This window comes from Allokutzneria albata (assembly GCF_900103775.1).
Lineage (GTDB): Bacteria > Actinomycetota > Actinomycetes > Mycobacteriales > Pseudonocardiaceae > Allokutzneria > Allokutzneria albata.
Genome location: NZ_LT629701.1, coordinates 1,857,900 through 1,882,975 on the forward strand (window position 1 = coordinate 1,857,900; position 25,076 = coordinate 1,882,975).

Sequence of the window (25,076 nt, forward strand, 5' to 3'; positions counted from 1 at the left end):
CGTACCCCCTCAGCTGCGGATTCGCACCTTGATCACCGGTTTCGTGGCTGAGTCGTGCTGATCCACACGCCGTATCCGTTTTTTCACCGCGATGGTCCAAGCTCGTTTTTCTGCGCGAGTGCGACGCCCGGCGAAGCGTATGTGGAGTGGAACCCGAGAGGGGACCGACAAGAAGACCGGGGACCACCGTGAGGAATTGCAATGATGATTCGTCTGGCGAGTGCGCTCCTGATCACAGCGCTGGTCTCGCCGAACGCGGCCGCCTCGGCCGCGCGCAGTGAGCTGAAGCTGACCGTCGCATACGGGGAACGTCCGTTCCCCGCGACCAAGACCAGGACGCTGACCTGCGATCCCGTCGGTGGTACCCACCCGTTCGCCGGGCAGGCGTGCCGCGACCTCGACCGCGCCGGAGGTGACTTCACCCGCCTGCCCGGCGACCCGGGGATCCCCGGTTGCACCCGGGAATATGACCCGGTCACGGTGACCGCGCGGGGTCACTGGAAAGGGCGCCCGGTCAAATTCCGGTGGACGTACGGAAACGATTGTATGCGCAAGTTCGAGTCGGGGCCGGTCTTCCGGCTCTCATATTACGGAGGCAGTACACAATGAAGCGAATGGCAGTTCTGGTCGCCCTCGCGGCCACTCTCCTCGCCGGCGGCGGCGCGGCCGCGGCTGCACCCGTACCGGGAGACGTGATCGTCAGCGACACCATCGTCGCGCAGGCGGGCCCGCTGTACGGCGGCCAGCTGCTCACCCGCTGCACGATCCAGGTGAAGGCGAGCTACTCCACCGAGGCCAACCCCGTCGCCATCCGGTACTCGGGGACCAACCGGTGCAGCAGGTCGCTGTACCAGGGCGGTCAGGCTCGGCTGCTCACCGAGACCAGGGCCATCGACGACATCGCGCCCGCCTTCCGGTTCGCCCTCCGGCAGAGCGGCATCAGCCAGCGGCTGAACGAGCCCGTCGGCCGCGGCCTCGAGCGCATCGTCCAGCACCACACCACGGTCTTCGCGCCGTTCGGTCAGATCTGGAAGGTCGTTCCGGAGGGCTGCTACGGGATGAACACGCCGCGCCTCACCTGCACGCTGGAGCGTCCGTTCCTGGTGTGACGCACGCTCGGGCGGGACAGGTGATTGCCTGTCCCGCCCTTCTCGATCGGGGGACAGTGCGCTCGCGGTGTCCTGGCCGTGATCACCGGGCGCTCTCCTGGGCGGATGACTGCCTTGCCTGGACCCGGCTCGTTGACCTGGAAGTACACCGGACTGTGGCGGTTGGCCACGGTGCTCGGCCGCGCACTGGTGCTGGAGACCGCGCACCCGGTCGTCGGCGCGGGCGTCGCGGAGTTCTCCACCTACCGGACGCGCCCGTGGCGGCGGGCCGAGCAGACCCTGCTCAGCATCCAGCGGATGGTGTACTCCGACTCCCGCGGCCGGGAGAAGGAGGTCGCCCGGCTGGACCGCCTGCACAGCCACATCAAGGGCGAGGGCTACGACGCGCTGGACCCGGAGGCGCGGGCGTGGGTGTTCCTCACCCTGTTCGAGGGTGTGGTCACCATGTGCCGGGCCGGCGGTGATCCGCTGTCCAGCGCGGACGAAGAACAGCTCTACGCGGAATGGCTCGCCTGCGCCCGGCTCTTCGGGCTCGGCGAGGACGTGCTTCCCCCGACCGTCGCCGACTTCTGGGCGTACTTCGAGTGGACGACCAGGGAGCGGCTGGAACGCACCCAGGGGCTGCGGGATCTGATCGAAGCGCTCGACCGCGGCGACTTCCCGGTGCCGAGGCAGCTGGAGTTCCTCCCGGCACCGGTGTGGAAACTGCTCAGTTCGACCGCCGCGAAGGCGTACGCGGACATCAGCGCGGCCCTGTTGTCACCGGAGTTGCAGGAGCGACTGGGAATGCGCCCGAGCCCGTTCGGTTCCGTGCTGTCCACTGTGGTCTGTCGTGGCGCCGGGTTGCTCGACCGGGTGCTGCCGACGCGGCTGCGCTACATGCCGCTGGCGGTCGCGGCGCTCACCGTGGACCACCAGGTCCGGTTGACGCCACGGCGCCCCGGGCTGGGCGGTTCGGAGATCTTCGCCAGGATCCTGGACCAGAACGAGGACGGCACCCTCAACTGGGTCGACCTCGCCGCGTCGGCGCGCGTCATCTCCGCCCGCCTCGATCTGGACGAGAAGACCGAGACCGCGCTCTACGCCGCCTTCCACGCGTGGTGGGTGGAGCTGCGCGAGATGGCCGACGACGACCGCGACGGCACGGTGAGCCGCGAGGAGTACGCCGACGCGGTCTACGAGGGCAGCGCGCTGCGCGCGGCGATGGACGCGGTGGCCGACGCGGTCGACAAGGACGACGACGGTTTCGTGGAGCTGACCGAGTACGCGCACCTGCTCGGCGGCGCGCCCGAAGCCGACGTCGTGGCGAGCTTCCGCCAGCTGGACACCGACGACGACGGCAGGCTCACGGTCAAGGAGTTCGCGGTGGGGCTGGGCGAGTTCTTCATGGGCCGCACCGATTCCCCGGTCGACCGCCACCTGCTCGGCGCGGTCTAACTTGGGAGCCGACGACGTTGAACTACCGCACCGGCGGCAGCTCTGTTTCGACGCCTTGTTGAGCGAGCTCTAACCGGCGCTTTGCACGACCGTCGCGGCTATCTTGTCGACGGCGGTGCACGGGGACAGCGACTGCGGTGGCGTCCCGCCCTGCTTCACCTGCTTGGGTCGAAGGTCAACGCCGATGAGGTGGCCGGTCTTGGTGCCCTTGGGCTCAGACGGCTTGTAGGTGAGGGAGAGCGTGCAGTACTCCGGCAGGCCCGGCATGAAGCTCTTGTTGAGCCGGATGCCTCTCAGGCCCGCGATCGTCACTGCCGGGTTGTCCGCGGTGACCTCCTGTTCGACGTTGAGGTGGAAGTCCAGGCCCAGGTCGTAGCTATAGGGGTCACCGGCCTTGGTCAGGACGACGTGGCACGCGTAGGGCGTGGCGCGCTCGACCCTGTCCACCGTCCAACCCGGAAACTCCGCGACGACCTGCTGCTGGGCCGCGCAAGGGTCCTTGCCCAGCAACGACGTCCCCGTGGGCGGGGTAGTGCGGGCCGGGAACGCGAGCAGCTTCGCCGCGATCGCCCCCGTGTAGGCCTTGGCGTCCGCGCACGCTTCGGGCCAGGTGTTCTTTTGCCCCTGCTGCCCGGAGGACTTGTAGCCCTCGATGACGAAGGCGTACCCGCTCTCGGCGATCGGAAGGCGGTAGGTGCAACCGGAGTCCGTCAGCTGCCTCTCGGAACGGAAGACCTTGTACCCGCCCGCCTGCTCCTCGACATCCCTGTTACTCAACCTGTCGATCTCGGTGTAGATCCTGGTCGAGATCTCGAAGCGGTGGATCGGCCCGGTCGGGCCGACGTCACCGGAGAGGATCTTGCAGCCGACCAGACCGGGTCCTTGAACGGTGGTCTGCTTGGAGCCGTACTTCTTCATCGGCTCCGGGTCCAGCGCCAAGCACAGGTCGGCGGCGCGGAGCTTGGCCATCAGCGCGGCGCTCTCCGGCAACGAAGCCACCCGCTCCGACTCCTCGAGGGCAGCTTTCGCGGAGACCTCGCGTGCAACGCTGGCCTTCGTGCTCGGCGGCGGCACGGCCCCCGGCTGGGCGCTACCGACCACAGTGGACGTGCACCCGGTGAGCAACGCCGTCACAAGGACAGCAGCAGCGACCGCCGCTCGAGGAGAAGACGTACGCATTCCAGGCCCCCAGAGAGGTCGATATCCAGGCGAAATGTACCGGACGGTGATCGCCCGACCAAGCTCGCCGTGGAGTACAGACGAAGCAACAGCCGCCACGGTTCCCGGCGTCAGCGCAACCTGAACGTTGCTTGAAGTGCCCGGTTGGACCGCGTCTCTCGCATGCTCATCTCATCCACCGGTGCTGCGAGTGCCTCCGCTTCGCGGCCGCACCAACCAGGACTCGTTCCTCGCGCCCCTGCGCAACAGCGCCTCCCGCACGGGAGCCGGAAGTTGCCTCCGCCCCGTTCGAGTTTCTCGCAGCAGCCCGAAGAGCCCACGATGGGCTCGCCGAGCGGCCTGAGCTTGACCAGTCGCGTTGTGTAGCAGCGAAAATCGCTGTGCGCTCGGCTGTACGGCGCTGGTGCCGCTGACCAGCTAGCGCCGGTGGTAACACCTCCAGCGCGGCATTAGCCGGTTCGTCCTCGTCGGCAACGAGTACCGCGTGCAGTGCCTGGTCCCGGACGTGCCAATTCTCATCGCGCAGCCGGGTGCGCAGAAGTCCACATGCGATCTCATCCGGCAGATGCCGCAGGGCCAGCAGTGCGCGGACCAAGGTGACGTCCAGGTTGCTCTCGACGCACTCCCGCACCGCTTCCCGGACCACAACGTCGAACAGGGCACCGTGCTCGGTTACGAGGGCCTTCGCCCAGTGCGCCTCGAAGTCGGGCTGGGTCCCGTCGACGTCGGTGAAGCCGAGGAAGTCGAGCACCGCCTCGGGGCGCAGGAACCCCGGTGTGATCGCGACGGCGGCGACGTTGTGCGGGTGGAGCTCGGCGGCCATCGCGAACGCGAGCCGGATCAACGACGACTTGGCCACGTCGTAGAAGAAGCCGCAGTAGCGCGCGGTGTTGCCGTCGGTGACCTCCACGACGAGGCCGCTGCCGCGCGCGATGAGCAGCGGGAGCAGGTGGCGGCTGGTGATCACGTGCGTGTCCACGGCCTGGCGCAGCACCTGAAGCCCTGGTCGAGGTCCTGCCGCCACAGCGGGTTCTCCCAGTCGGTGATCGGGTCGCCGCCCCAAACCGAGTTGACCAGGATGTCCAGCACGCCGTCCTGTTCTGCGGAGACCCGCTCGGCGAGCGCGCGGACCTGGGCGGGGTCGCCGTGGTCGACGCGGACCGGGATGCCGGTGCCACCGGCCTCGGTGACCATCCGCGCGGTCTGCTCGATGGTCTCCGGACGGTCCATCTCCGAGCGACCGCGGTCGGTGCTGCGCCCGGTGACGTAGACGGTGGCCCCGGCGGCGCCGAGTTGCACGGCGATGCCGCGGCCACCGCCACGGGTGCCACCTGCGACCACGGCGACGCGTCCGGCCAGAGGAGTCGTCATGCCGAAGTTAGTAAATGAACCCTCATTTACTAACAAGCAGGGTGAGCCCGTATGCCGTCAGGATCTCCTGGACCGGCTGGTAGAAGCTGGTCGCGGTGCCGCCGCGGCAGGTGCCGGAGCCGCCGGAGAGCACGCCCTGCGCCTGGGTGAAACCCTCGCCGCCGACCCACGAGCCGCCCGAGTCGCCGGACTCGGCGCACGCGTCGCTCTTGGTCAGCCCGGACACCTGGCCCTCGCCGCCGCCGTAGTTGACGGTCTGGTCCTTGGCGAGCACGGTCCCGCAGTGCCAGCCGGTGGTGCGCCCGGAGCGGCACACCGCGGCGCCGACCGCCGCTTCGGCAGAGCCCTTGACGACGACGTTCGTGCCGTTCTGCCGGTTGACCCACGGCTTCGCGGTCCAGTCGGCGTTCGTCTTCACCCACGCGTAGTCGTTGGCGGGGAAGGAAGAACCCGCGTAGGAGCCCATCGGCACCTGGTTGAAGCCCTTGACATTGTCCCCCTTGTCGCCGCAGTGGCCCGCGGTGACGAAGCCGCCGCCCTCGACGGTGAAGCCGACCGAGCACGGGCTTCCGCCGTTGTAGATCGCGTCACCGCCACGCACGTCGTGCAGCAACCGCGGCGCTTCGCCGACCTCTTCGACCGTGACCGAGGGGGAGAAACGCCGTGCGGCCGCGAGGAAGTCCGCGGCGTCCCGTGCTCCGCGGGCGACCTCCACGACCACGGAGTTGCGGCGCTCGTCCACGCGCCACCCGGCAACCGACGCGGGCGCCTTGACGCTGTCGAGCTGCTGCTTCGCGGCCTTGAGGCGGCTGTGGGCGTGCCGGACGACTGCGACTTCGGCGCCCTGGGAGCGCACGGTTTCCGCCCTGGCCGCGTCGGTGATCCCGACGACGAGCTTGCCGTTCTGGATCCAAGCACCACCAAAGGAGTCTGCGGCTGCGGTCCTCGCACGATGTTCGACGTCGGCGGCCCTGGCGTCGTTCTGGAGCCGCGCGCGGGCTTGCTGGGCATCGAGCCCGAGGTCTCGCTGAACGGCGTGCAGCAGCTCCGGCGAGTAGTTCTCCTGCGCGGCGGCGACCGGGGCGGTCAGCACACCGGCGGCCAGCAGCACGACTCCGGTCACGGTGCGGTACATGGGTCTCCCTCGTCTTCAGCGTGGCGGTGCAGGGCGCCACCCTGGCGAACCTAACGACGGAGACGCTCAGAAAACCTCGTCCGAGCAGCTTGTTGAATACACGGAAGCTCTTTCATGTCACCGGCGGCGGGCGCGTTGTTTCGCGCGGTTGCCGCAGCGGTCCATCGAGCACCAGCGGCGTTGCCCCGGACGGGACAGGTCCACGAACACCAACTGGCAGTTGTCGGCCGAGCACTCCCGGAGCCGCGACACGGCGGGGCTGCCGAACAACTCCACCGCATCCCTCGCGATCGTGGAAAGTGCTTGTGCCGCAGTCGGTTTCGCCCACGCGCGGGCATTGCCGGAGAGTGCGGGGACCAAGCTCGGCGCGGCCGCGACGGAGTTGAGCTCGGCGACCGCGGCGTGTGGGTGCGGACGGCCCGCGAGCTGGGCTTGTGCGATGTCCCACATCGCGGTGCGCAGGCGGGACAGGACCGGCATGTCGTCCACAGTGGACTTCGCGGCGGCCACGCCGAGGCGGGACCGCGCCAACCAGGCCGTGAAGTCCGCCGGGGTGGGCACGGAGTCGTACGCGGCGTACCGGCCGACGCCGCCGGTGGTGAGCAGTTCGAGGCACACCGCGCCCGCGTCGAAGCCGAACTCCACGTCGTTAGGCCAGCGCAGGCGCAGTTCGTGCAGGGTTGACCCGGTCGGCATGACACCACTATAACCGGTGTCATGCGCAAGGTGACGCGAGCCCAGGTGCTCGCTTGGCGGATGCGGCGGCACCACCTGACCGAACCCGGTGACGTCAGCGCGGTGGACCTCGCGCGGCGGCTCGCCGGGGTGCAGGCGCAGGTGCCGTCCTCCGCCGCGCAGGCCGTCGCGTTCCGCCAGCTCAAGCCGGACGCGGACGAGATCGACCGCGCGCTGCGGGACGACAGGACGCTGGTCCGCACGTGGTCGGTGCGCGGCACCCTGCACCTGCACGCCGCCGACGACCTCGCGTTCTACGGGGCCGCGATGGCGGCGGTGCGCACGTGGGAGAGGCCCAGCGTGCTGCGCGGGCACGGGGTCACCCTCGCCGAGATCACCGCGATCATCGACGCGATCGCGGAGGTGCTGCCGGGTCGCGTGCTGACCCGCGAGGAGCTGACCGAGGCCGTACTGGAGCACACCGGGTCGCCGCACCTGGCGGAGGTCCTGCGCTCCGGATGGGGCTTCGCGCTCAAGCCCGCCAGCTGGCTGGGGCTGCTCTGCCAGGGACCCTCCGACGGCAATCGGGTCACGTTCACCAGCCCGTCGACCTGGCTGCCGGGATGGCGCCCGGTCTCCGCCGATGTCGCCGGTCCCGAGCTGGTGAAGCGCTACCTCGGCGCCCACGGACCGTCCACTGTGGCCGATTTCGACAAGTGGTTCGCCCGCAGCACCAAGGCGTCACTGCTCAAGGCGTGGTTCGCCGGGGCACGCGACGAGCTGGAGGAGGTCAGCGTCGACGGCACCCCGATGCTCGCGCGCGCCGAGGACATCGACGAGCTGGAGAGCACCGCGCCGAACAAGCTCGTGCGGCTGCTGCCCGCCTTCGACCAGTACGTGATCGCGGTGAACCGCGACCTGATCCCGGCCGAGCACCTGGCGAAGGTCAGCCGGGCCGCCGGGTGGATCTCCCCGGTGGTCCTCCACGGCGGACGGGTCGCGGGCGTGTGGAAGGAAGAGGGCGGTGTGGTGCGCGCCGAGCAGTTCGAACGCATCCCGGAGAAGGCCCTCGCCGAGGAAGTCGCTCGCGTTCTGCCCGGAACCTCTCTAGGGTGATTGCCGTGCACCGAGTCTTCATCGTCACCCCGCCGCCGGCCTCCTAGCGGGGCCGGCTGCCGGCGCACCGTGCCGATCCGGCCGTGCGCCTCTTCGGTGTGCCCCGCTTCAGCGACCCCCGTCACTGCTGTCGCAGGAGCGCCCAACACATGCACGTTTCCACCATGTCCACGAGCACGCCGTCCTCCCGCGCCCGCGGGCTGTCCACCCTGGCCGCGGCCGGGGTCCTGTGGGGGACAGGTGGCCTGCTCGGCACCCTCCTCGGCCGCGTCGCCGAGCTGTCCCCGCTGGCTGTGGCCACCTACCGGCTCGGTGTCGGCGGGCTGCTGATCGTCGCCTTCCTCCTCGTCACCCGCCGCCCGCTGCCGCGCGGGCGAGCGGTCTGGACCCGCATCGCCTGTGTCGGCGGGCTGGCGGCGGTCTTCCAGAGCAGCTACTTCGCCTCCGTGTCGCTGACCTCGGTGAGCACCGCCACCTTGATCACCATCGGGTCCTCGCCGGTGCTGGTGCTGCTCGCCGAGCGTGCACTGGGCCGGCGGCGGATCGACCGCACCGCGGTGCTGACGCTCGGGCTCGCGCTGACCGGGCTTGCCCTGCTCGTCGGCATCCCGAGTGGTGAGGTCTCCGGTGGCGCGCTGCTCGCCGGTGCCGGGTTCGCCGTGCTCGCCGCCGCGGGTTTCGCCACGATGACGCTGCTCGGAGCGCGACCGGTGGCCGGACTGGACGACCTGACCAGCACCGGCTTCGCGTTCACCCTCGGCGGCCTCGTCATGGTCCCCTTCGCCGACCTCGGGTTCACCGCCTCGCTGAGCGGGGCCGGCCTGCTGGCCGCGCTCGCGCTGCTGCCCACCGCCGCGGCGTACACGCTGTACTTCCGCGGGCTGCGGGGGATCGGCGCGAGCACCGCGGCGGTGATGGCCCTGCTGGAGCCGCTGACCGGTGCGGTTCTCGCCGCCGTCGTCCTCGGTGAGCGGCTGGGGGTGGTCGGCCTCGTCGGTGCCGCGTTGCTGTCCGCCGCGGTGATCGTCTCCGCCCGGCGGGGATGATCCGCTGACATCCGGGTAGCCGGGATGCATGGCTGAGACTGTCGCCGACTTCCTGCTCCAACGCCTGCGCGACTGGGGTGTTGAACACGTCTTCGGCTATCCGGGCGATGGCATCAACGGCATCGTCGCCGCCTTCGGCGAAGCCGGCAACGAGCCGCGTTTCGTGCAGGCGCGGCACGAGGAGATGGCCGCGTTCCAGGCGGTCGGCTACGCGAAGTTCAGTGGACGCGCCGGGGTCTGCCTGGCGACTTCGGGCCCCGGCGCGATCCACCTGCTCAACGGCCTCTACGACGCGAAGCTCGACCACGCGCCGGTGGTGGCGATCGTCGGGCAGACCGCGCAGACCGCCCGCGGCGGCAGCTACCTGCAGGAGGTCGACCTCCAGGCCCTGCTCAAGGACGTGTCCAGTGAGTACCTGGTCGAGGTCACCGTGCCGGAGCAGCTGCCCAACGCGCTCGACCGGGCGATGCGGGTGGCGCTCTCGCAGCGCGCGCCCACCGCGCTGATCATCCCCAACGACGTCCAGGAACAGCCGTACGCGCCGCCGAAGCACGAGTTCAAGCACGTCCCGTCGAGCAGGCCGAACCTGGCGCTCGGCGCGGCGGTCCCAGCCGCGGAGGAGATCGTGCGGGCCGCGGAGGTGCTCAACGCGGGGGAGCGGGTCGCGATCCTGGTCGGCCAGGGCGCGAGCGGCGCCCGGCAGGAGGTGCTGGAGGTCGCCAAGGCCACCGGTGCGGGCATCGCGAAAGCCCTGCTGGGCAAGGACGTCCTCTCCGACGAGCTGCCGTTCGTCACCGGTTCGATCGGGTTGCTGGGCACGCGGCCGAGCTACGAGATGATGCGCGACTGCGACACCCTGCTGATCGTCGGCTCGAACTTCCCCTACAGCCAGTTCCTGCCGGAGTACGGCAAGGCCCGCGGGGTGCAGATCGACATCGACGGGCGCATGATCGGGATGCGCTACCCCACCGAGGTGAACCTCGTCGGTGACGCGAGGGCCACCCTGACCGCGATCCTGCCCCTGCTGCGGTACAAGGAGGACAGGAGCTGGCGCGAGACCATCGAGTCCAATGTGGACCGTTGGTGGAGCAGTGTCGAGGCGCAGGCGATGCTCGACGCCGACCCGGTCAACCCGATGCGGATCGTGCACGAGCTGTCCGCGCGGGTGCCGGACAACGCGCTCATCACCGCCGACTCCGGCTCGTCCACCAACTGGTACGCCAAGAACCTGCGGATGCGCGGAGACGTCCGCGGCACGCTGTCCGGCACGCTCGCGACCATGGGCTGCGGGGTGCCGTACGCGATCGGCGCGAAGTTCGCCTGCCCGGACCGCCCGGTGATCGCCCTCGTCGGCGACGGCGCGATGCAGATGAACGGCCTGGCCGAGCTGATCACGCTGGCCCGCTACAACGAGCTGTGGACCGACCGGCGCTGCGTGGTCTGCGTCTTCCACAACAACGACCTCAACCAGGTCACGTGGGAGCTGCGCGCGATGGGCGGTGCGCCGAAGTTCGAGGAGTCGCAGGTGCTGCCCGACATCGACTACGCGGGGCTGGCGCGCTCGCTCGGACTGGACGGGATCTCGGTGGACAAGGCCGAGGACGTCGGCCCGGCCTGGGACCGGGCGCTGGCGGCGGACCGGCCGGTCGTGCTCGACGTGCGCTGCGACCCCGAGGTGCCGCCGATCCCGCCGCACGCGACGTTCGAGCAGATCACGGCCATGACCGAGGCGGTGCTGCGCGGTGAGCCGAATGCCTGGCACATGATCGGCCAGGGGGTGCGGACCAAGCTCAAGGAGCTGTTCCCCGGCCGGTGATGTCCCGCGTTAGTGGGTCGTTTGGCGATTCGCAACGTCCTTCAGCCTGAACGTTGCTAGTTTCTGGCTCGCTGGAGACAACAACACAGCTGGGGGGATGTTGGGCATGGCGAAGAAGACGGTCTTGAAGCGGCTCGGGGCGGCGGCGTCCGCGACCGTGGCGGCACTGGGAATGGTCCTGGTTCTCACGCCGTCGGCGCAGGCCGACGGCGAGTGGTGCAACAACCAGACCTGCATCAAGACCTTCGACTCGGGGACCTACCTCGGCAGGGTCGAGGTGTCCGTGTGGACCCAGAACCAGGCGGGGACGGTCAACGCGAAGGTGTGGACCACCAACGGCTGGAGCGCGTGGACGCACAGCGAGTACGTCGGCGCGTTCCGGACCTACCGCGGCTGGGTCTACCCGCAGCGGCACTTCCCGAACCAGACGCGCCTGTGCGCCGAGGGATACAAGAGCGGCGGCAAGTACGGCCTGCCGTGCGTGACCCTCGTGGGCTGAGGTCGTGACGCGAGAGGGCTCCTGGTCGATGGCCGGGAGCCTCTCGTGCTGTCAGGATGGGGCGATGGACCTCGACGTTCACGTCACGAACCTCGGCAGCCTGCTCGGCGGTTGGGAGGTCAACGTGGTCGGCAGCCTGCTCAGCGAGCACAACCAGCTGACGTGCGTGCGGCCCAGCGTCTTCGCCGTCTACCCGGAAAAGGTCGTCAAGGCGAGTGACGCGGACCACGATCGCTGGCACGCGGCGACCGACCGGTTCCTGCAGACCATCAGTGCCCTGCAGGAGCGCGAGAAGGCGATCAGCCTGCACCTGCGCCCTCCGTTCCGCGGGCGGCTGGTGTGGAGCATTCGGTACGCGTGGCGGAACTTGGTGCTGCGCAAGGGGTACGACGAAGCGGCCGAGCGGCTGCGGTCGGACTTCAACGCCGCGCTCGCCGTGTACCTCAAGGACGCCGGAGACCTCCCGGAATACGTGAAGAAGTACACCGCGCGCGAGCAGAAGCGCCGGCGGCGTGAAGAGGAGCAGGCACGACTGCGGCGTGCGGAGGCCATCGAGGACGCGTCGGGTCCGGTGTGGTCCTACCAGCTCCACAAGGGCAGCGGGATGCGGAGCTTCGCGATCCACCTGGCGAGCGTGGAGTCCGGGGTCGAGGCGCGGCACACTCCGGCCGAGGTGCAGGCCGCGCTGACGGCGGAGCGGGCCGAACACCCCTACACCAAGGTGAACTGGGGCCCGCAGACGAGCCTGGCCCTCAAGGAGAAGTACGGGACCGAGGTGTCCGGCTGGGCCCGGCTCACCGGCGAGACGATCATCGCGCACCCGATCGACCCGAACGACAGGTCCGGGCGGTGGCACTCCAAGCACCACTACGGCCCGTCCAGCAACTACGGCAGCGACGGCGGCGCGGGCGGCTTCGCCGGGGGCGGTTTCTGACCCACCCCGGCGAAGCCGCCTCAGCCCTTGATGCCGGTCTCCGCAACGCCCCGGACCAGGAAGCGTTGCAGCGTCACGAAGACGATGACCAGCGGCAGGATCGACACCGCGGCGGCCAGGAACAGCTGGTGCACGTTCAGGTTCTGCGCGGTGAGGAAGCTCGACAGCGCGACCTGCACGGTCCACGAGGACTGGTCCTGGGCGATCACCAGCGGCCACAGGAACGCGTTCCAGCTGCCGATGAACGAGATGACCGCGAGGGCGGCGATGAAGTTCCCCGAGTTCGGCACCACGATCCGCCAGAACGTGCCCCAGTGCCCGAGGCCGTCGATCCGCGCCGCCTCCTCCAGCTCCTTCGGGAACGCGAGGAAGTACTGGCGGAACAGGAACGCGGTGAACCCGCTGAACAACCCGGGGATCACCAGGCCGCGCAGGTCGCTGAGCCAGCCGAGGCTGGAGACCACGACGAAGCTCGGCACGAACGTGACCGCCGCCGGGATCATCAGCGTGGCCACGATGGCGTAGAAGACCTTGCCCGCGTGCCGGTACGGGATCCGCGCCAGGCCGTAGCCCGCCAGCCCGCACAGCAGCAGCTGACCGATCGTCTGCAGCACCGAGACCAGCACCGAGTTGCCCATGCTGGCCAGCAGCGGCACCGACGGATCGGAGAACAGCTCGGCGAAGTTCTCCCAGTGGACGGTGTCCGGGAAGAACTTCCAGTCCGGCGCCGCGATCTCGGCCTCGGTGGCCAGCCCGTTGCGCAGCAACAGGTAGAACGGCACCAGGAACAGCGCCGCCGCCACCACGAGCGCGAGGTAGCGCAGCGCGGAGATCAACGGTGCCCGGCGGTACCCGGCCGGGCGGTGCACGTGCTGGCTCACTCACCCCTCCTGAAGCCGAACAGCCTGCCCTGCAACAACGTCACCAGCGCGATGAGCAACGCGAGGATCACCGCGCCCGCGCTGCCGTGGCCGAAGTCCTGGCCGCCGCTGCCCAGTGCCGTGTAGTAGAGGTAGACCAGCGGTGGCCTGGCGAAGGGCGGGTAGCCGTCCGCCGAGCCCAGCACGTTGTAGAACTCGTCGAACGCCTGGTAGGCGGCGATGAGGGTGAGCAGGACGACCGAGACCGATGTCGCCCGCAGCTGCGGCAGCGTGACGTACCGCAGTGTCTGCCAGCCGGGCTTCGCGCCGTCGATCCACGCCGCCTCGTAGAGGTGCTGCGGGATGCGTTGCAGCCCGGCGATGAACAGGATCATGTAGAAGCCCAGCTGCAACCACAGCCGCAGCGTCACCAGCACCAGCCAGTACCACGGCGGATCGGTGGAGACCGTCCACGCGATCGGCTCGATCCCGAACCAGGACAGGAAGGTGTTGGCCAGCCCGTACCGCAGGCCGTTGAAGATCGACAGCTTCCAGATCAGCGAGGCGACCACGTAGGAGCACGCGGTCGGCAGGAAGAACACCGACCGGAAGAACGTCCGCGCGAAGCCGATCTGGTTCACCAGCAGGGCCAGCGCCAGCGACAGCACGAACGTCAGCGGCACGATGAACAGCGCGAACAGGGTGAACGTACCCATGCTCTGCAGGAACGCGCCGTCGCTGAGCATGTCCAGGTAGTTGTCGATGCCGACGAACTCGGTCGGGGTGACCGTGTTGTGCGCGTTGAAGAAGCTGAGCAGCAGGCTCCAGCCGATCGGCAGGTAGGCGAAGATCACCAACCCGGCCGCGAACGGGCCGACGAAGAGCCAGAAAGCCTTGGCGTTGCCGGGTTTCTTCCTGGTGGAGACGGCCGTGCTCATCCGTAGAGGCGCTTCAGCTCGTCCTGTGCCTTGGTCACCGCGCCACGCAGCTCGGTCGCCGCGTCGGCGCCCTCGCGCACCACCCTGGACAGCGCGTCCTGGAACGCTGTGCGCATGGCCTGGGTCCAGTCCGGCGGGTTGGACGAGCGGGCGTGCTCCTTGACGAAGCGCACCGCGTCGGCGGCCTGGCCGGACTTGAGCTTGTCGGCCCTGGCGGACAGGGAGTTGCGCGGCGGGATGTGGAAGCCGTAGGAGAGGTTGAAGTCCTCCTGGTGCTCGGTGCGGTCGACCCACAACCACTTCACGAACGCCTTGGCCTCGTCGATCTTCTTGCTCTTCGCGTTGACCATCGCGCCGAACGCGCCGACCGGGACGGACGGGGCCCCCGAGCCGGAGAGCTTCGGCCACGGCAGCACGCCGAAGTCGTCGCCGAGCGCTTTCTGAACGGCGGGCACCGCCCACAGGCCGCACCACTGCATGGCGACCTGGCCCTGGATGAACGCGTCCGGCTCCGACCAGTCCTTCACCGCGCCGAGCAGGAGGCTGTTGCTGGTGTTGAGCTCGCGGAGCTTGGCGACGGCGGTCGCGGCGGCCGGGTCGTCGAAGCCGACCTTGTGCTCCGGGGTGACGTAGTCGAGGCCGACCGACCACAGCGCGGGCCCGCCGAGCGTGGACACACCGCCGTCGTTGCCGACGAACAGCCCCTTCACACCACCGGTGCTGAGCCTGCGCGAGGCGTCGATGAGTTCGTCCACAGTGGTCGGGGGCTTGACCCCGGCCTTGTCGAGCATGCTCTTGCGGTAGAACAGCATCTGCATGTCGATGGCCTGCGGGATGCCGTAGACCTTGCCGTCCACGGTGTGCCCGGCCAGCACGGTCGCGGCGAAGTCGTCCTTCGCGGAGGCGATCACGTCGTCGAGCGGGACGATCTGGTTCGCGCGCACCATGCTGATCTGCAACGTCGACTCGAAGACGTCCGGGCCGCCGCCGGAGAGCAGCGCCGTGGACAGCTTCGAGGAGTAGTCGCCGGGGTTCCACTGCACGGAGACCGGGGTGGCGGTGTAGGCCTTGGCGTAGCGCTCGACGGCCTGCTGGACGCCGTTCTCCCCGTACGCGTGGTACCACTGCTGGAGGCCCTGGCCACCGTTGCCGCCGCGGCCGGTGTTCGACCCGCACGCGCTGAGCCCGCCGAAGGCACCCGCGAGCGCGACCGCACCCGCCGCGTTCAGGAAACCGCGTCTGGACAGCGGTGTTGAGGACATCGGAACCTCCATCTGAACATCAACTCGGCTTGGCCGGGAACTTTCCCACACCGCACCCCATCACGCGGAGACGGCCCGCGTCGATCACTCCCGCGAGCTGGGATCAGGGTGTCGCGACCACCACCGCCGTGGCGTTGTCGTTGCCGCCCGCGGCCTCGGCGTCGGCCAGCAGGCGACCGACCTTGGCCTGCGGGGACAGAGGCTGACCGAGGACGTCGCGAATGCGCTGGAATGGGACCTGCTCGGCGATCCCGTCGCTGCACAGCAGGTAGATGTCACCGGGCCGCACGGTCACGCTGAGCACGTCCGGCTCCGGCAGCTCGGGATGCCCGATGTAGCGGGTGAGGTGGTAGCGCGCGGCGGCGGCCTCCCGCGAGTCGAACGGGTACCAGCCGTTGACGGCGCCGAGCCACGCCATGGTGTGGTCCACGGTCAGCAGCTCCAGCAGTCCTCGGCGGAGCCGGTACGCGCGCGAGTCCCCGATTTGTGTGATCCAGAACCCGGTGGATGACTCGACCATCGCGGTGAGCGTGCACCCGGCGAAGCCCGGGATCTTCGCGACTGCGTGCTGAGCGGTGGACACCGCCGCGCGCAGCGAGTCCGCCGTGGCGTCCCCGGTCACGCCCGCCACGAAGGTGTCCACAGCGGTGCGTCCGGCCCGTCCACTGCCCTCACCGTCGCCCATGCCGTCCGCGACCACGGCCCGCAACGGTGACTCGGTCAGGTGCACGACGTCGAAGTTCGCCCGGTACCGCTTGCCCGTCTCGCTCCCGGCCGCTGCGGTGATCACCGGGTCAGCTCCATCCGCTCGGCGAGCCGGTCGCGCACCGAGGTGAGCCGGTCGATCTCGGCGTTCAGCGTCTCCAACCGCCGTGCCGCCACTCCGTCCTCGGGGTTCCTCGGGCACGGCGTCGAACCGATGTCGTCCAGGCGGTCCGCGCATCCGCGCAGGTCTTCGACGGTGAGGCCGAGCGCGAGCAGGTCGCGGATCACCCGCACGCGGGCCACGTCGCGAGCGCTGTAGACGCGCTGACCGGTGCTGGTCCGGGTCGGCGGCGGCAGGAGGCCCCGCTCCTCGTAGAAGCGCAGGGCCCTGGGCGTGGTGCCCGCTGCTGCCGCCGCGTCACCGATCCGCATTAGCACTCCTTGTAGGTCTAGAGCTCCACGATCACCGCACCGACGTGCTGTCCGTTCAGCAGTTGGTGAAGCGCACGAGGGGCATTTTCCATGCCCTCGATCCTCGTGTGCGGGAACGTCACCTCACCCGAGCGCAGCCACGCGCCGAAGCGCTCCTCCCATTCGGCCTGCACGTCCTGGGAGTCGCTCGGGCTCACGCCGCGCAGCGTGATCCGCTTCGCGATCAGCTGCAACAGGTCGACCTCGGTGAACGCCGTGGTGCCCGGGTGATCGGGCGACAGCTGGCTCGACAGGGCGCCGACGAGCGCGAACCGCGCGCCGTCGTTGGCTTCGGCGATCGCCGCGCTGAGCTGGTCGCCACCGACGTTGTCCAGAACCAGGTCGATGCCGTCTGGCGCCGCCTCGGCGAGCTGCCCGCCATCGCGCACCACGACCGCGTCGTATCCGAGTTCGCTTCGCATGCGGTCGGCCTTCCACGCGGAGCCCGTGCTGCCGATGACGCGTCCCGCCCCGAGGCGCTTGGCGTACTGCGCGGCGAGCGAGCCGACTCCACCCGCGCCGCCCGAGACGAACACCGTGTCGCCGGGCCTGATCCCAGCACCTCTGGTCAACGCGGCGTAGGCGGTCAGCCCCTGGGACAGGTGCGCGACCGGGTGAGGGAGCGTGTCGTCCAGCACCACGCACTGCTCGACGGGCACGGCGGCGTACTCGCGCCAGCCGAGCCAGTGCGAGACCAAGGTCTTGGCTGGCAGCGGGCCTTCGACGACCTCGCCGATTGCGGCCCCGATCAGGGTGTCTCCTGGCTTGAGAGGCGGGAACGGCGTGCCTTCGACACCACCGCCGAAGAGCGTGCGCAGCGCGGGGAAGACTTGGAAGAAGCGGTTGCGGACAAGGACTTCGCCGGGGCCGGGCACGGGCAGTGGGACCTCGTCGACGCTGAAGTGCTCGGGTGCCGGCAGGCCCGCCGGCACGGCGGCCAGGCGGACTTCACGTGAGGTGGTCATGCCGGACGCTAGATCCTCACCCGTGCGTCAGGGGCAAATCGGTCGCGGCTGATGTCATGATCGTGGCATGTCGGAGACGATCGAAGCCGGGATCGCGCGCATCGTCGAAGCCCGCGCCGCCGGACGCCACGAGGACGCGCTGAAACTGGCCCTGGAGCTGGCCGAGCAGTACCCCGACGACGCGCGCGTGGCCTACCAAGCCGGATGGGCTCACGACAAGCTCGGCAACGAGACCGCCGCCGTGCCGTTCTACTCGCGCGCGCTGAACCTGCCCGGACTGAGCCCGGTCGAGCGGCACGGGGTCTTCCTCGGCCTGGGCAGCACCTATCGGACGCTCGGCCGGTACGAGGAGTCGCTGGAGACGCTGCGCCGGGGTGTCGCGGAGTTCCCGGACTTCGCGCCGCTGAAGGCGTTCCTGGCGATGACGCTGTACAACTGCGGCGAGCACAAGGAAGCCGTGTCGACCTTGCTGAACCTGGTGCTGGACACCACCGACGACGCCGAGGTGAAGTCGTACTCCGAGGCCATCGCGTTGTACGCGCGGGACTTGGACCAGGTCTGGGATTCCTGATCAGTCCAGCCGGCTCGGGTCGAACACCGGGCGGATCTCCACGGAGCCACCGATCAGCACGTCGGGCACGCGCGCGGCGATGCTGACGGCTTCGTCGAAGTCCGCGCACTCGACCACGTAGAAGCCCGCGAGGTGTTCCTTCGCCTCGGCGTAGGGGCCGTCGGTGACCATCGGCTTGCCGTCGCGCAGCGAGACGTGCTTGCCGAGCTTCGGGTCACCGAGGCCCTCCGAGGAGACGAGGTGCCCGGACGCGGCCAGCTCCTCGGTCAGCTTCATGTGGCCGTTGCCGAAGTCGGCGCGCTCCTGGTCGGACAGCAGCTCCCAGCGGGCCAGCGACGCGGCGTTGCTCTGGATCAAGATCATGTACTTCACGGGAATCTTCTCTCGTCGCGCATGTCGAGCGGGCGGGTCCGGCTTCGACGTCCCGGTCGCGAGGACCGACGACGAACCCAGGAGGACCCTATGACCCCGATCGAGCAGATCATCGCCGAGCGCGCCGAGGCGATGCGGCTGAAGGACGCGGAGCGCGTCGTGGCGACGTACGCGCCCGAGGTGGTGATCTTCGACCTCGCGCCGCCGCTGAGCCGGGCCGGGGCCGAGGTGACCAGCCCGGACGGCATCCGAGCGTGGTTCGACGGCTTCGCAGGCCCGCTCGGCTACGACGTCACCGACCTCGTGGTGACCGCGGGCGCCGACGTGGCGTTCTGCCACAGCCTGAACCGCCTCGCCGCCACGCCGCACGGATTCCCCGAGGGCTTCGAGATGTGGTTCCGCGCCACGACCGGCCTGCGCGTGGTCGACGGCGAGTGGAAGATCACTCACGAGCACACGTCGACGCCGTTCTACATGGACGGCTCGTTCCGCGCGGCCACGGACCTCAGGCCCTAGGACTTGAGGTCCTCCGCGGTGCCGGGCACGGCGGGGCCGCAGTCGGCGGGCAGGGCGGCGACGGTCACCGCCACCGCGCCCGCGGCGTCGTCCTCGCCGAGCACCGTGTCATCGGGCCCGACCACCCGGTAGCGGCCAGCGCCGAGCGGCAGCACCACGGGCGGCACGCTCAGGTACGGGTAGCCGGTGCAGCGGCTGAACAGCAGCGCGCGGCGGCTGGTGAAGGGGAACAGCTCGCGCAGTCGCGGCTCGGTGAGCGCGGCCTCGATCAGGGGGCGGAGGTGCGGATCCCCGTCCTCCAGCAGCATCCGCCACTTCACCTCGACGGCGTTGCCGCGCTCGTGCGCCTCGGCCAGCTCGGTGTAGGACAGCAGCGGCCATCCCGCGCGCAGATCGGCCAGGCAGGCCCCGGCTTCCCAGGCGCGGCAGATCCCCACGACCTCGGCGATGTCGGCGGTGTCCCCCCGAGCGAGGTTCACGCCGCGGCTCCACAGGCCGAGCTGGAACGACCGTTCCCGGCAGGCGAGGTCGACCTCGACGACACCGCGGGCGCTGAGCACGCGGGCGGAGTGCGGGTGCTGGCCGGGTTCGAACTCGAGCGCGTCGCCGTCCTCGGCGGACCGGTGCAGCAGGGCGGTGCTCAGATCGCCCGCTTCGACGAGCTCGGGGTAGTGGGGACGGATGTCGTCGCGCATGGGGTGGGAGAGGTCCTAGTCGTGTGCGGGCCGCTGGTGAACCCGCACAGCATTCCTCACACGGGGGGCGACACGAAGGAGGGGGACGGTGCGGCGGTCGCCTCACGGCGGATGGCACGAACGCGGCTCCAGCCGAACGGTATTCCGCGACGGCCCGAGGTAGGCCCGGGGGACACGTTCCGCACCGCCCCAGCTGCTCAACTCACGACGTCGCCCTCGTGTTCCCGACTTTCGATGTGACCTGGGTCACTTACGCGCCGGAGCCGTAGGGGCGGGTCAGGATCTCCAGCGCGTGGCCGTCCGGGTCGTCGAAGTACACGCCCCGCCCGCCGTCGTTGGTGTTGATCTCCCCGGCCTTCCGGTGGCCCGGATCGGCCCAGTACGGAAGGCCGCGCTCGCGGACGCGCCCGAAGATCACGTCGAACTCCTCCTCGCTGACCAGGAACGCGTAGTGCTGGCGGGTGAACTCGCCCGCGTTGTGCATGACGTCGAGCGAAACCCCGTTGTCGGTCTGGACCACCAGGAACGGCCCGAACTCCACGGGCTCGGGCAGGCCGAGGACGGCGCTGAGGAAGCGCGCGGTGGCCGCCCGGTCGGTGGCGTTGACGATGGTGTGGTTCAGCTGCACGGTCATGATCGAACCGTAGGACCTCGACTTCGCTCGAGGTCACGGCGCGAGATGGCGGGTGAACCAGTGCAGGACCATCTCCTGCTCGCTCTCCTTGGTCTCGCGGTCGGCGACGACGTGCCCCTCGCCGTCCACCCGGACGAGCTTCACCGGCAGGTCCAGCTCGACCAGTCGCGCGTACATCTTGTCGGACTCGGCGATCGACACCCGCGTGTCGTTGATCCCGTGCACCAGCAGCAACGGCGCCTGCAGCCGGTGCGCGTGCCGGTGGGGACTGGCCTCGCGCAGCCGCGCGTGGTCCGCCGGATCGTCGGGGTCGCCGACCCAGTCCTTCGCCCGGCGCCGCCACGTCGGCGGGAACGACCGCACGTCGCTGACCAGGTCGGACACGCCGCAGATCGAGACACCCGCGCGCCACAGCTGCGGCAGCCTGGTCAGGCAGCTCAGCACCGCGAAACCGCCGTAGGACGCGCCGAACACCCCGAGCCGCTGACCGTCCACCCAGCTCAGCCCGTTGAGGTACGCCGCGGCGCCCGCCAGGTCGTCGAGGTCACCGCCGCCCCAGTCCCGGTAGATCAACCGCTGGTAGCTCAGCCCGTAGCCGGAGGAGCCGCGGATGTTCGTCGCGAGCACGCCGATCCCGCGTGCCAGCAGCTCCTGCGTCATCCGCGAGAACCAGGGCCGGGTCTGGTGCTCCGGGCCGCCGTGGATGTCGACGACGACCCCTGCCTTGGAGACCCCGCGCGGGCGGTAGAGCAGGCCGTGCACGGTGCGGCCGTCCGCGCTCGGGAAGCGCACCACCTCCGGCTCGACCAGGTCGTCCGGCAGGTCCGGGCCGCAATCGGTGAGCTGGCGGGCCCTGCCGGTCGTGAGGTTCACCGACCACGCGTCCTTCGCGGCGGTGGGCCTGGCAGCGGTGAGGAACAGGTCGTCGCCGCGCACGTGCAGTGTCTGGCCGTCGTAGCCGAACTCCTGCGTGGCGACACAGCGGGGGAGACCGTCCACCGTCCCGCGCTCACCGCTTCGCCGGTTCAGCCACTCAAGCCGGCTGTAGGTCGCCACGTTGGCGCTCCACACCAGCCATCGCCCGTCGGGCGAGAGCGCCGCGCCGTCGACGTCGTGCTCCGGCGTGGCCACCCAGTCGAGCGATCCGTCCGGCTTGAGCAGCGCGAGCCCGGTGTGATCACGACCGAGGGTGGTGCAGACGTAGATCCCGTCCTCCGCCCACGCCGCGGGCAGGAACTTCGCCGGGCCTTCGTGCGGAGTGATGTGCTCGACCGCGCCGGTGTCGAGGTGGCAGACGAACAGGTCGTGCTCGGTGCCCTGGTGCATCCGCAGCACCAGCAGGCGACGCGAGTCGGGCGAGAAGAACATCGGCAGGTAGCGGTCCTCGCTGACCTGATCACCCGCTTGAAGCACGGTGGTCACCGCGCCCGTGGTGAGGTCCCGGACGTAGACGTCGAAGACCGTCTCGTCCCTCTCGCTGGTCGAGTACGCCAGCAGGCGCCCGTCCGGGCTGTACGAGTTGCCGGAACTGGCGTAGGGCACGCCGATCTCGGCACGGACGCCTTCCGGGGTCAGCCACTCCACGACACCGCTGACCAGGTCGATCTCGGCCAGCCGGTAGTTCTCGGCGCCGTTCGGATCGACCTGGACGAGCAGTCTGCCGCCGTCCGGCCGCCACGCCAGCCTGGTCACCGTTCCATCCACTTCGGACAGTCGTGGTGGCTCGGTGCCGTCGAGCCGCAGGCACCACGGTTGTGGTGAGCCGCCTGCGTCGGAGATGTAGGCGAGCACGGTGCCGTCCGGGCTCGGCGCGAACCCGTCGAGCTGGTCGATGATCACCGCGGCCCTCCCAGGGTGTGCTGGATCGCCGCGGCGGCGACGATGCCGTTGAGGAACCGGTCGATCTCCATGTTCTCGTTCGGCGCGTGGTTGCGTTCGTCGGCGTTGGCCAGCGGCACGCCGTAACAGGGCACGTCCAGCACGTCGGTGAACGCGGCGATCGGCAGGCTGCCGCCGAGCGCGGGCATCAGCAGCGGCGGCTCGCCGAGACCGAGTTCGGCTCCGGCGAGGATCGCGCGCGTGTAGGGCGTCTCAGGCAACGTGCGCGACGGTGGCATGGCGCCTCCGGCGAGGAACTCGACGTCCGGCGCGTGTTCGGCCACGTGCCGCCGCAGTGCCTCGATCACGTCGGGGACCTGTTGTCCGCCGGTGAGTCGCATATCGCAGCGAGCCACCGCGACGCTCGGGATCACCGTGCGGTGCTCGTCGCCGTCTTCGCAGGTCAACGAGTTGATCGTGAAGGTCGGCGCGGTCAGGCGCTCGTAGTAGCCAGGCAGCGGTGAGGGCTCCAACCGGGTCGTTCCGATCTCGGCGAGCACTTCGGGGAGGTCGAGCGGTAATGCCTCCAGTGCGGCACGCTCCTCCGCGGACAGTGGGATCGCGCCGTCCGTGCAGCCCTTGACCAGGACGTTGCCGTCCGCGTCGCGCATCGTCGCGAGGAGCTGGACGAGCTGCCACGCCGGGTTCGGCGCGACTCCGCCCCAGTTGCCGGAGTGCAGCGGCGCCCGTGCTCCCTTGGCCCGCAGCTCGAAGGTGACGATGCCGCGGACGCCGAGCACCACGCATGCGCGGCCGGACTCGTGCACCGGCCCGTCGCTCCACAGCACCAGGTCAGGGCGGTCGTCGGTGAACCGCTCGCGGACGACGTCAGCCAGGTGCGGGCTGCCGATCTCCTCCTCGCCGTCGAGCAGGACGGTGACGCGACACGGCAGGCCACCGGTCAGCTCTCGCAACACCCGCAAGCCCAGGAGCTGCGCGAAGTGCTGCGCCTTGTTGTCGCCGGTGCCGCGCCCGTACATCCGGCCGTCGCGGACCTCGGGCTCGAACGGCGGTGACACCCACTCGTCGAGCGGGCCCGCGGGCTGGACGTCGTAGTGGCCGTAGATCAGCACGTGCGGGGCGCCCGGTGGGCCCTCCGCGGTGCCGATCAGGGAGGGCAAGCCGTCCGTGGGCACCACCTCGGGCGCCAGGCCGCTGGAGCGCAGCAGGTCCAGCCCGTGCAGCAGCGCCTCCGGCATGCCCTCACCGGTCCGGCTGATGCTGGGCTGCGCCACCCACGCGCCGAGCTCGGTGATCAGGCTTTCCGAGCGGTCGGCCACCCACAGCCGGACCTGGTCGATCAGAACGTCCACCGGCACCCCCAAGTGATTGCACTTTATGAAATCGGTACCACGAAGCGCGGGCGTCGGACAAGGAGAGATCGGTTAACCTCCACGGATGTCCCGACCGACGCGCACGGCGACCGTGGCGGAGCTGAAGGTGCTCGGCCATCCGTTGCGCTGGCGAATCCTGCGGCTGTGCCTGGACCAGGCGTTGACCAACCAGCAGATCGCCCAGCGACTGGAGATGTCCCCGGCGACCACGCTCCGGCACGTCCGCGCGCTGGTCACCGCGGAGTTCCTGGAGGCGCAGGAGGTCCGCACCGGTGCTCGCGGCGCGCTGGAGCGGCCCTACCGCGCCACCGGCCGCACCCGGGGCCTCGTCGCGCTCGACCTCGACGCCGCGGAGCTCGTGCAGCAGATGGACCTCGCGCTGCTCTCCGCCCACCGCGCCGAACTCGCCCAGGCCGGCCCCGACGCCAGCCGTGACATCGCGCGCGGGGTGCTCCGGCTGAACGCCGAGTCGCAGGCCGAGCTCAACCGTCGTCTCGGCACCCTGCTCGCGGAGTTCGAGGCGCGCGAGGACCCCGCAGGCGAACCCCTCAGCTACCTCTGGTCCCTCGCGCTCCGGCCCCCTCATCAGTCGTAGTTTCGTTTCACGGCCGGGCTTGCCGGGCGGGAGGATGTCCGGTGTGGACGGTGTGCTGAGCGGGGTCGCGGAACCGGGGCGGCTGGGGCGGACGTCGTTGCCCGACGGCAGGGCGCTGGGCTGGGCGGAGTGGGGTCCCGAGGACGGCACTCCGGTGCTGCTCTGCCCCGGTGCCGCGACCAGCCGGTGGCTCGGCTTCGGCGCCGACGTCGTGCACGCGCTGGACGTGCGGCTGATCTCGGTCGACCGGCCGGGGCTCGGCGCCTCCGACCCTCAGCCCGATCGCGAGCTGACGGACTGGGCCGACGACATCGCGCAGCTCTTCAAGGCGCGCGGGATCACCAAACCCGCGGTGGTGGGGTTCTCCCAGGGAGCGCCCTTCGCGCTGGCCTGTGCCGCGGCCGGGATCACCGGGTCGGTCGCGTTGGTGTCGGCCGGGGACGAGCTGGCCCAGCCGGGTTTCGCCGATCTCCTCGTCCCGGACGTGCGGCGGACGGTTGAACTGGCGGTGAACGACCCGGGCGCCGCGACGGAGCTGTTCGCCGGGATGAGCGCGGATGCCATGTGGGACATGGTGATCACGATGAGCGGCGAGGACGACCGGGCCGTCTACACCGACCTGGCTTTCGCGCGGGCCTACCGCCAGGCCATGGCGGAGTGCTTCGTGCAGGGGCCTGCCGGTTACGCCCGCGACACCGTGCTGGCCATGCGTCCGTGGCCCTTCGACCTCGCCGCGATCACCGTGCCGGTTCACCTCTGGTTCGGCGCGAACGACACCAGTCCCGTGCACTCCCCGGACTTCGGCGAGTCCTTGGCGCAGCGCATGCCCACCGCCCAGCGGACCATTGTGGACAGTGCGGGCGGGGCGATCCTGTGGACCCACTCGGAGCGGGTCCTGCGCTCGATCTGCCCCCGCTAGGACCTGATGTCGCTGGGATGCTTGGACAGCGGCGTCACTTCGAC

28 protein-coding genes are annotated in these 25,076 nt (G+C 70.0%); 12 read left to right on the plus strand and 16 right to left on the minus strand.

The genetic code is table 11. The features are described from left to right. The first annotated feature begins 201 nt into the window (after positions 1-201). The 3 genes from BLT28_RS08230 (at position 202) to BLT28_RS08240 (ending at position 2,546) form a co-directional block, all read left to right on the plus strand. Positions 202-609, plus strand: a complete 408-nt coding sequence (locus tag BLT28_RS08230; RefSeq protein WP_043813828.1) for a subtilase-type protease inhibitor — start codon at positions 202-204, stop codon at positions 607-609. Between the two features lie 5 nt (positions 610-614). Then, the gene (locus BLT28_RS08235) at positions 615-1,109 is read left to right on the plus strand and encodes a hypothetical protein (RefSeq protein ID WP_030433060.1); all 495 of its coding nucleotides are present in this window, start codon (positions 615-617) and stop codon (positions 1,107-1,109) included. Positions 1,110-1,214: 105 nt separating this feature from the next. Then, complete coding sequence (locus BLT28_RS08240; protein WP_081900759.1) at positions 1,215-2,546, plus strand: oxygenase MpaB family protein; 1,332 nt, start codon at positions 1,215-1,217, stop codon at positions 2,544-2,546. Between the two features lie 69 nt (positions 2,547-2,615). Here BLT28_RS08240 and BLT28_RS08245 read toward each other — a convergent pair whose 3' ends face one another. The 5 genes from BLT28_RS08245 to BLT28_RS08260 all read right to left on the minus strand — a co-directional run bounded on the left by BLT28_RS08245 (position 2,616) and on the right by BLT28_RS08260 (position 6,927). Beyond that, on the minus strand, positions 2,616-3,680 hold the full coding sequence (locus BLT28_RS08245) for a DUF3558 domain-containing protein (RefSeq protein ID WP_162184936.1): 1,065 nt from the start codon (positions 3,678-3,680) through the stop codon (positions 2,616-2,618). Positions 3,681-3,891: 211 nt separating this feature from the next. Continuing rightward, the gene (locus BLT28_RS42435; RefSeq protein WP_197683995.1) at positions 3,892-4,704 is read right to left on the minus strand and encodes an SDR family NAD(P)-dependent oxidoreductase; all 813 of its coding nucleotides are present in this window, start codon (positions 4,702-4,704) and stop codon (positions 3,892-3,894) included. Further along, a complete protein-coding gene (locus BLT28_RS42440; protein WP_063766695.1) occupies positions 4,689-5,096 on the minus strand; it encodes an SDR family NAD(P)-dependent oxidoreductase in 408 nt (135 codons plus the stop codon). Before BLT28_RS42440 ends, BLT28_RS42435 begins: the two co-directional genes overlap by 16 nt. A gap of 22 nt (positions 5,097-5,118) precedes the next feature. Next, positions 5,119-6,231, minus strand: a complete 1,113-nt coding sequence (locus tag BLT28_RS08255) for a S1 family peptidase (RefSeq protein ID WP_030433063.1) — start codon at positions 6,229-6,231, stop codon at positions 5,119-5,121. A gap of 117 nt (positions 6,232-6,348) precedes the next feature. Further along, complete coding sequence (locus BLT28_RS08260) at positions 6,349-6,927, minus strand: CGNR zinc finger domain-containing protein (RefSeq protein WP_030433064.1); 579 nt, start codon at positions 6,925-6,927, stop codon at positions 6,349-6,351. Positions 6,928-6,948: 21 nt separating this feature from the next. On the opposite strand from BLT28_RS08260, the gene BLT28_RS08265 reads away from it, so the two are divergent. From BLT28_RS08265 to BLT28_RS08285, 5 genes are all read left to right on the plus strand, one after another. Then, positions 6,949-8,022, plus strand: a complete 1,074-nt coding sequence (locus BLT28_RS08265) for a winged helix DNA-binding domain-containing protein (RefSeq protein WP_043813830.1) — start codon at positions 6,949-6,951, stop codon at positions 8,020-8,022. 164 nt (positions 8,023-8,186) lie between these two features. After that, complete coding sequence (locus BLT28_RS08270; protein ID WP_030433066.1) at positions 8,187-9,068, plus strand: DMT family transporter; 882 nt, start codon at positions 8,187-8,189, stop codon at positions 9,066-9,068. A 28-nt stretch (positions 9,069-9,096) separates the two neighbouring features. After that, positions 9,097-10,884: a thiamine pyrophosphate-requiring protein gene (locus BLT28_RS08275; protein WP_030433067.1), complete on the plus strand. Its 1,788-nt coding sequence runs from the start codon at positions 9,097-9,099 to the stop codon at positions 10,882-10,884. Between the two features lie 106 nt (positions 10,885-10,990). After that, the gene (locus tag BLT28_RS08280; protein WP_197683996.1) at positions 10,991-11,383 is read left to right on the plus strand and encodes a hypothetical protein; all 393 of its coding nucleotides are present in this window, start codon (positions 10,991-10,993) and stop codon (positions 11,381-11,383) included. A 64-nt stretch (positions 11,384-11,447) separates the two neighbouring features. Then, positions 11,448-12,317: a hypothetical protein gene (locus BLT28_RS08285; RefSeq protein ID WP_030433069.1), complete on the plus strand. Its 870-nt coding sequence runs from the start codon at positions 11,448-11,450 to the stop codon at positions 12,315-12,317. A gap of 20 nt (positions 12,318-12,337) precedes the next feature. Here BLT28_RS08285 and BLT28_RS08290 read toward each other — a convergent pair whose 3' ends face one another. The 6 genes from BLT28_RS08290 to BLT28_RS08315 all read right to left on the minus strand — a co-directional run bounded on the left by BLT28_RS08290 (position 12,338) and on the right by BLT28_RS08315 (position 17,518). Beyond that, positions 12,338-13,120 (minus strand): carbohydrate ABC transporter permease, encoded by a 783-nt coding sequence (locus BLT28_RS08290; protein ID WP_197684084.1) that lies wholly within the window; start codon positions 13,118-13,120, stop codon positions 12,338-12,340. Positions 13,121-13,194: 74 nt separating this feature from the next. Continuing rightward, a complete protein-coding gene (locus BLT28_RS08295; protein ID WP_030433071.1) occupies positions 13,195-14,115 on the minus strand; it encodes a carbohydrate ABC transporter permease in 921 nt (306 codons plus the stop codon). Beyond that, a complete protein-coding gene (locus BLT28_RS08300; RefSeq protein WP_030433072.1) occupies positions 14,112-15,377 on the minus strand; it encodes an ABC transporter substrate-binding protein in 1,266 nt (421 codons plus the stop codon). Before BLT28_RS08300 ends, BLT28_RS08295 begins: the two co-directional genes overlap by 4 nt. A 103-nt stretch (positions 15,378-15,480) precedes the next feature. Continuing rightward, entirely contained in the window at positions 15,481-16,167 is a 687-nt protein-coding gene (locus BLT28_RS08305; RefSeq protein ID WP_030433073.1) for a PP2C family protein-serine/threonine phosphatase, read from the minus strand. Beyond that, positions 16,164-16,514 carry a MerR family transcriptional regulator gene (locus BLT28_RS08310; RefSeq protein WP_030433074.1) on the minus strand — a complete coding sequence of 117 codons (351 nt, stop codon included), beginning with the start codon at positions 16,512-16,514 and terminating at the stop codon, positions 16,164-16,166. The genes BLT28_RS08305 and BLT28_RS08310 overlap by 4 nt, the downstream gene beginning before the upstream one ends. Positions 16,515-16,531: 17 nt before the next feature. After that, the gene (locus tag BLT28_RS08315; protein WP_030433075.1) at positions 16,532-17,518 is read right to left on the minus strand and encodes an MDR family NADP-dependent oxidoreductase; all 987 of its coding nucleotides are present in this window, start codon (positions 17,516-17,518) and stop codon (positions 16,532-16,534) included. Positions 17,519-17,585: 67 nt separating this feature from the next. On the opposite strand from BLT28_RS08315, the gene BLT28_RS08320 reads away from it, so the two are divergent. Then, on the plus strand, positions 17,586-18,089 hold the full coding sequence (locus BLT28_RS08320) for a tetratricopeptide repeat protein (protein ID WP_030433076.1): 504 nt from the start codon (positions 17,586-17,588) through the stop codon (positions 18,087-18,089). Here BLT28_RS08320 and BLT28_RS08325 read toward each other — a convergent pair whose 3' ends face one another. Further along, positions 18,090-18,452 (minus strand): YciI family protein, encoded by a 363-nt coding sequence (locus BLT28_RS08325; RefSeq protein WP_231950688.1) that lies wholly within the window; start codon positions 18,450-18,452, stop codon positions 18,090-18,092. It abuts the gene before it with no gap. A 99-nt stretch (positions 18,453-18,551) separates the two neighbouring features. On the opposite strand from BLT28_RS08325, the gene BLT28_RS08330 reads away from it, so the two are divergent. Next, on the plus strand, positions 18,552-18,977 hold the full coding sequence (locus tag BLT28_RS08330) for a YybH family protein (protein WP_030433078.1): 426 nt from the start codon (positions 18,552-18,554) through the stop codon (positions 18,975-18,977). Here BLT28_RS08330 and BLT28_RS08335 read toward each other — a convergent pair. From BLT28_RS08335 to BLT28_RS08350, 4 genes are all read right to left on the minus strand, one after another. Then, positions 18,974-19,672, minus strand: coding sequence for a DUF6193 family natural product biosynthesis protein (locus BLT28_RS08335; RefSeq protein ID WP_052408091.1), 699 nt, complete (start codon positions 19,670-19,672; stop codon positions 18,974-18,976). The genes BLT28_RS08330 and BLT28_RS08335 overlap by 4 nt on opposite strands. Positions 19,673-19,922: 250 nt before the next feature. Continuing rightward, positions 19,923-20,306, minus strand: a complete 384-nt coding sequence (locus BLT28_RS08340) for a VOC family protein (RefSeq protein WP_030433080.1) — start codon at positions 20,304-20,306, stop codon at positions 19,923-19,925. Positions 20,307-20,339: 33 nt separating this feature from the next. Continuing rightward, the gene (locus tag BLT28_RS08345; protein ID WP_030433081.1) at positions 20,340-22,145 is read right to left on the minus strand and encodes a S9 family peptidase; all 1,806 of its coding nucleotides are present in this window, start codon (positions 22,143-22,145) and stop codon (positions 20,340-20,342) included. Then, positions 22,142-23,497 (minus strand): M20/M25/M40 family metallo-hydrolase, encoded by a 1,356-nt coding sequence (locus tag BLT28_RS08350; RefSeq protein ID WP_043813857.1) that lies wholly within the window; start codon positions 23,495-23,497, stop codon positions 22,142-22,144. Before BLT28_RS08350 ends, BLT28_RS08345 begins: the two co-directional genes overlap by 4 nt. Positions 23,498-23,582: 85 nt before the next feature. Between BLT28_RS08350 and BLT28_RS08355 the strand changes: the two genes are divergently transcribed. Both BLT28_RS08355 and BLT28_RS08360 read left to right on the plus strand, forming a co-directional pair. Then, positions 23,583-24,113: an ArsR/SmtB family transcription factor gene (locus BLT28_RS08355; protein ID WP_043813834.1), complete on the plus strand. Its 531-nt coding sequence runs from the start codon at positions 23,583-23,585 to the stop codon at positions 24,111-24,113. 43 nt (positions 24,114-24,156) lie between these two features. Then, positions 24,157-25,032: an alpha/beta fold hydrolase gene (locus tag BLT28_RS08360; RefSeq protein WP_322788499.1), complete on the plus strand. Its 876-nt coding sequence runs from the start codon at positions 24,157-24,159 to the stop codon at positions 25,030-25,032. The last annotated feature ends 44 nt before the right edge of the window (positions 25,033-25,076 follow it).

Coding starts and splice junctions, on each gene's coding strand:
- BLT28_RS08325 (WP_231950688.1), bottom strand. CDS start 18,452: ATGATCTTGATCCAGAGCAACGCCGCGTCGCTGGCCCGCTGGGAGCTG.
- BLT28_RS08320 (WP_030433076.1), top strand. CDS start 17,586: ATGTCGGAGACGATCGAAGCCGGGATCGCGCGCATCGTCGAAGCCCGC.
- BLT28_RS08330 (WP_030433078.1), top strand. CDS start 18,552: ATGACCCCGATCGAGCAGATCATCGCCGAGCGCGCCGAGGCGATGCGG.
- BLT28_RS08300 (WP_030433072.1), bottom strand. CDS start 15,377: ATGTCCTCAACACCGCTGTCCAGACGCGGTTTCCTGAACGCGGCGGGT.
- BLT28_RS08280 (WP_197683996.1), top strand. CDS start 10,991: ATGGCGAAGAAGACGGTCTTGAAGCGGCTCGGGGCGGCGGCGTCCGCG.
- BLT28_RS08315 (WP_030433075.1), bottom strand. CDS start 17,518: ATGACCACCTCACGTGAAGTCCGCCTGGCCGCCGTGCCGGCGGGCCTG.
- BLT28_RS08335 (WP_052408091.1), bottom strand. CDS start 19,672: ATGCGCGACGACATCCGTCCCCACTACCCCGAGCTCGTCGAAGCGGGC.
- BLT28_RS08240 (WP_081900759.1), top strand. CDS start 1,215: ATGACTGCCTTGCCTGGACCCGGCTCGTTGACCTGGAAGTACACCGGA.
- BLT28_RS08265 (WP_043813830.1), top strand. CDS start 6,949: ATGCGCAAGGTGACGCGAGCCCAGGTGCTCGCTTGGCGGATGCGGCGG.
- BLT28_RS08275 (WP_030433067.1), top strand. CDS start 9,097: ATGGCTGAGACTGTCGCCGACTTCCTGCTCCAACGCCTGCGCGACTGG.
- BLT28_RS08235 (WP_030433060.1), top strand. CDS start 615: ATGGCAGTTCTGGTCGCCCTCGCGGCCACTCTCCTCGCCGGCGGCGGC.
- BLT28_RS08260 (WP_030433064.1), bottom strand. CDS start 6,927: ATGCCGACCGGGTCAACCCTGCACGAACTGCGCCTGCGCTGGCCTAAC.
- BLT28_RS08355 (WP_043813834.1), top strand. CDS start 23,583: ATGTCCCGACCGACGCGCACGGCGACCGTGGCGGAGCTGAAGGTGCTC.
- BLT28_RS08230 (WP_043813828.1), top strand. CDS start 202: ATGATGATTCGTCTGGCGAGTGCGCTCCTGATCACAGCGCTGGTCTCG.
- BLT28_RS08285 (WP_030433069.1), top strand. CDS start 11,448: ATGGACCTCGACGTTCACGTCACGAACCTCGGCAGCCTGCTCGGCGGT.
- BLT28_RS42440 (WP_063766695.1), bottom strand. CDS start 5,096: ATGACGACTCCTCTGGCCGGACGCGTCGCCGTGGTCGCAGGTGGCACC.
- BLT28_RS08340 (WP_030433080.1), bottom strand. CDS start 20,306: ATGACCGTGCAGCTGAACCACACCATCGTCAACGCCACCGACCGGGCG.
- BLT28_RS08255 (WP_030433063.1), bottom strand. CDS start 6,231: ATGTACCGCACCGTGACCGGAGTCGTGCTGCTGGCCGCCGGTGTGCTG.
- BLT28_RS08270 (WP_030433066.1), top strand. CDS start 8,187: ATGTCCACGAGCACGCCGTCCTCCCGCGCCCGCGGGCTGTCCACCCTG.
- BLT28_RS08310 (WP_030433074.1), bottom strand. CDS start 16,514: ATGCGGATCGGTGACGCGGCGGCAGCAGCGGGCACCACGCCCAGGGCC.
- BLT28_RS08295 (WP_030433071.1), bottom strand. CDS start 14,115: ATGAGCACGGCCGTCTCCACCAGGAAGAAACCCGGCAACGCCAAGGCT.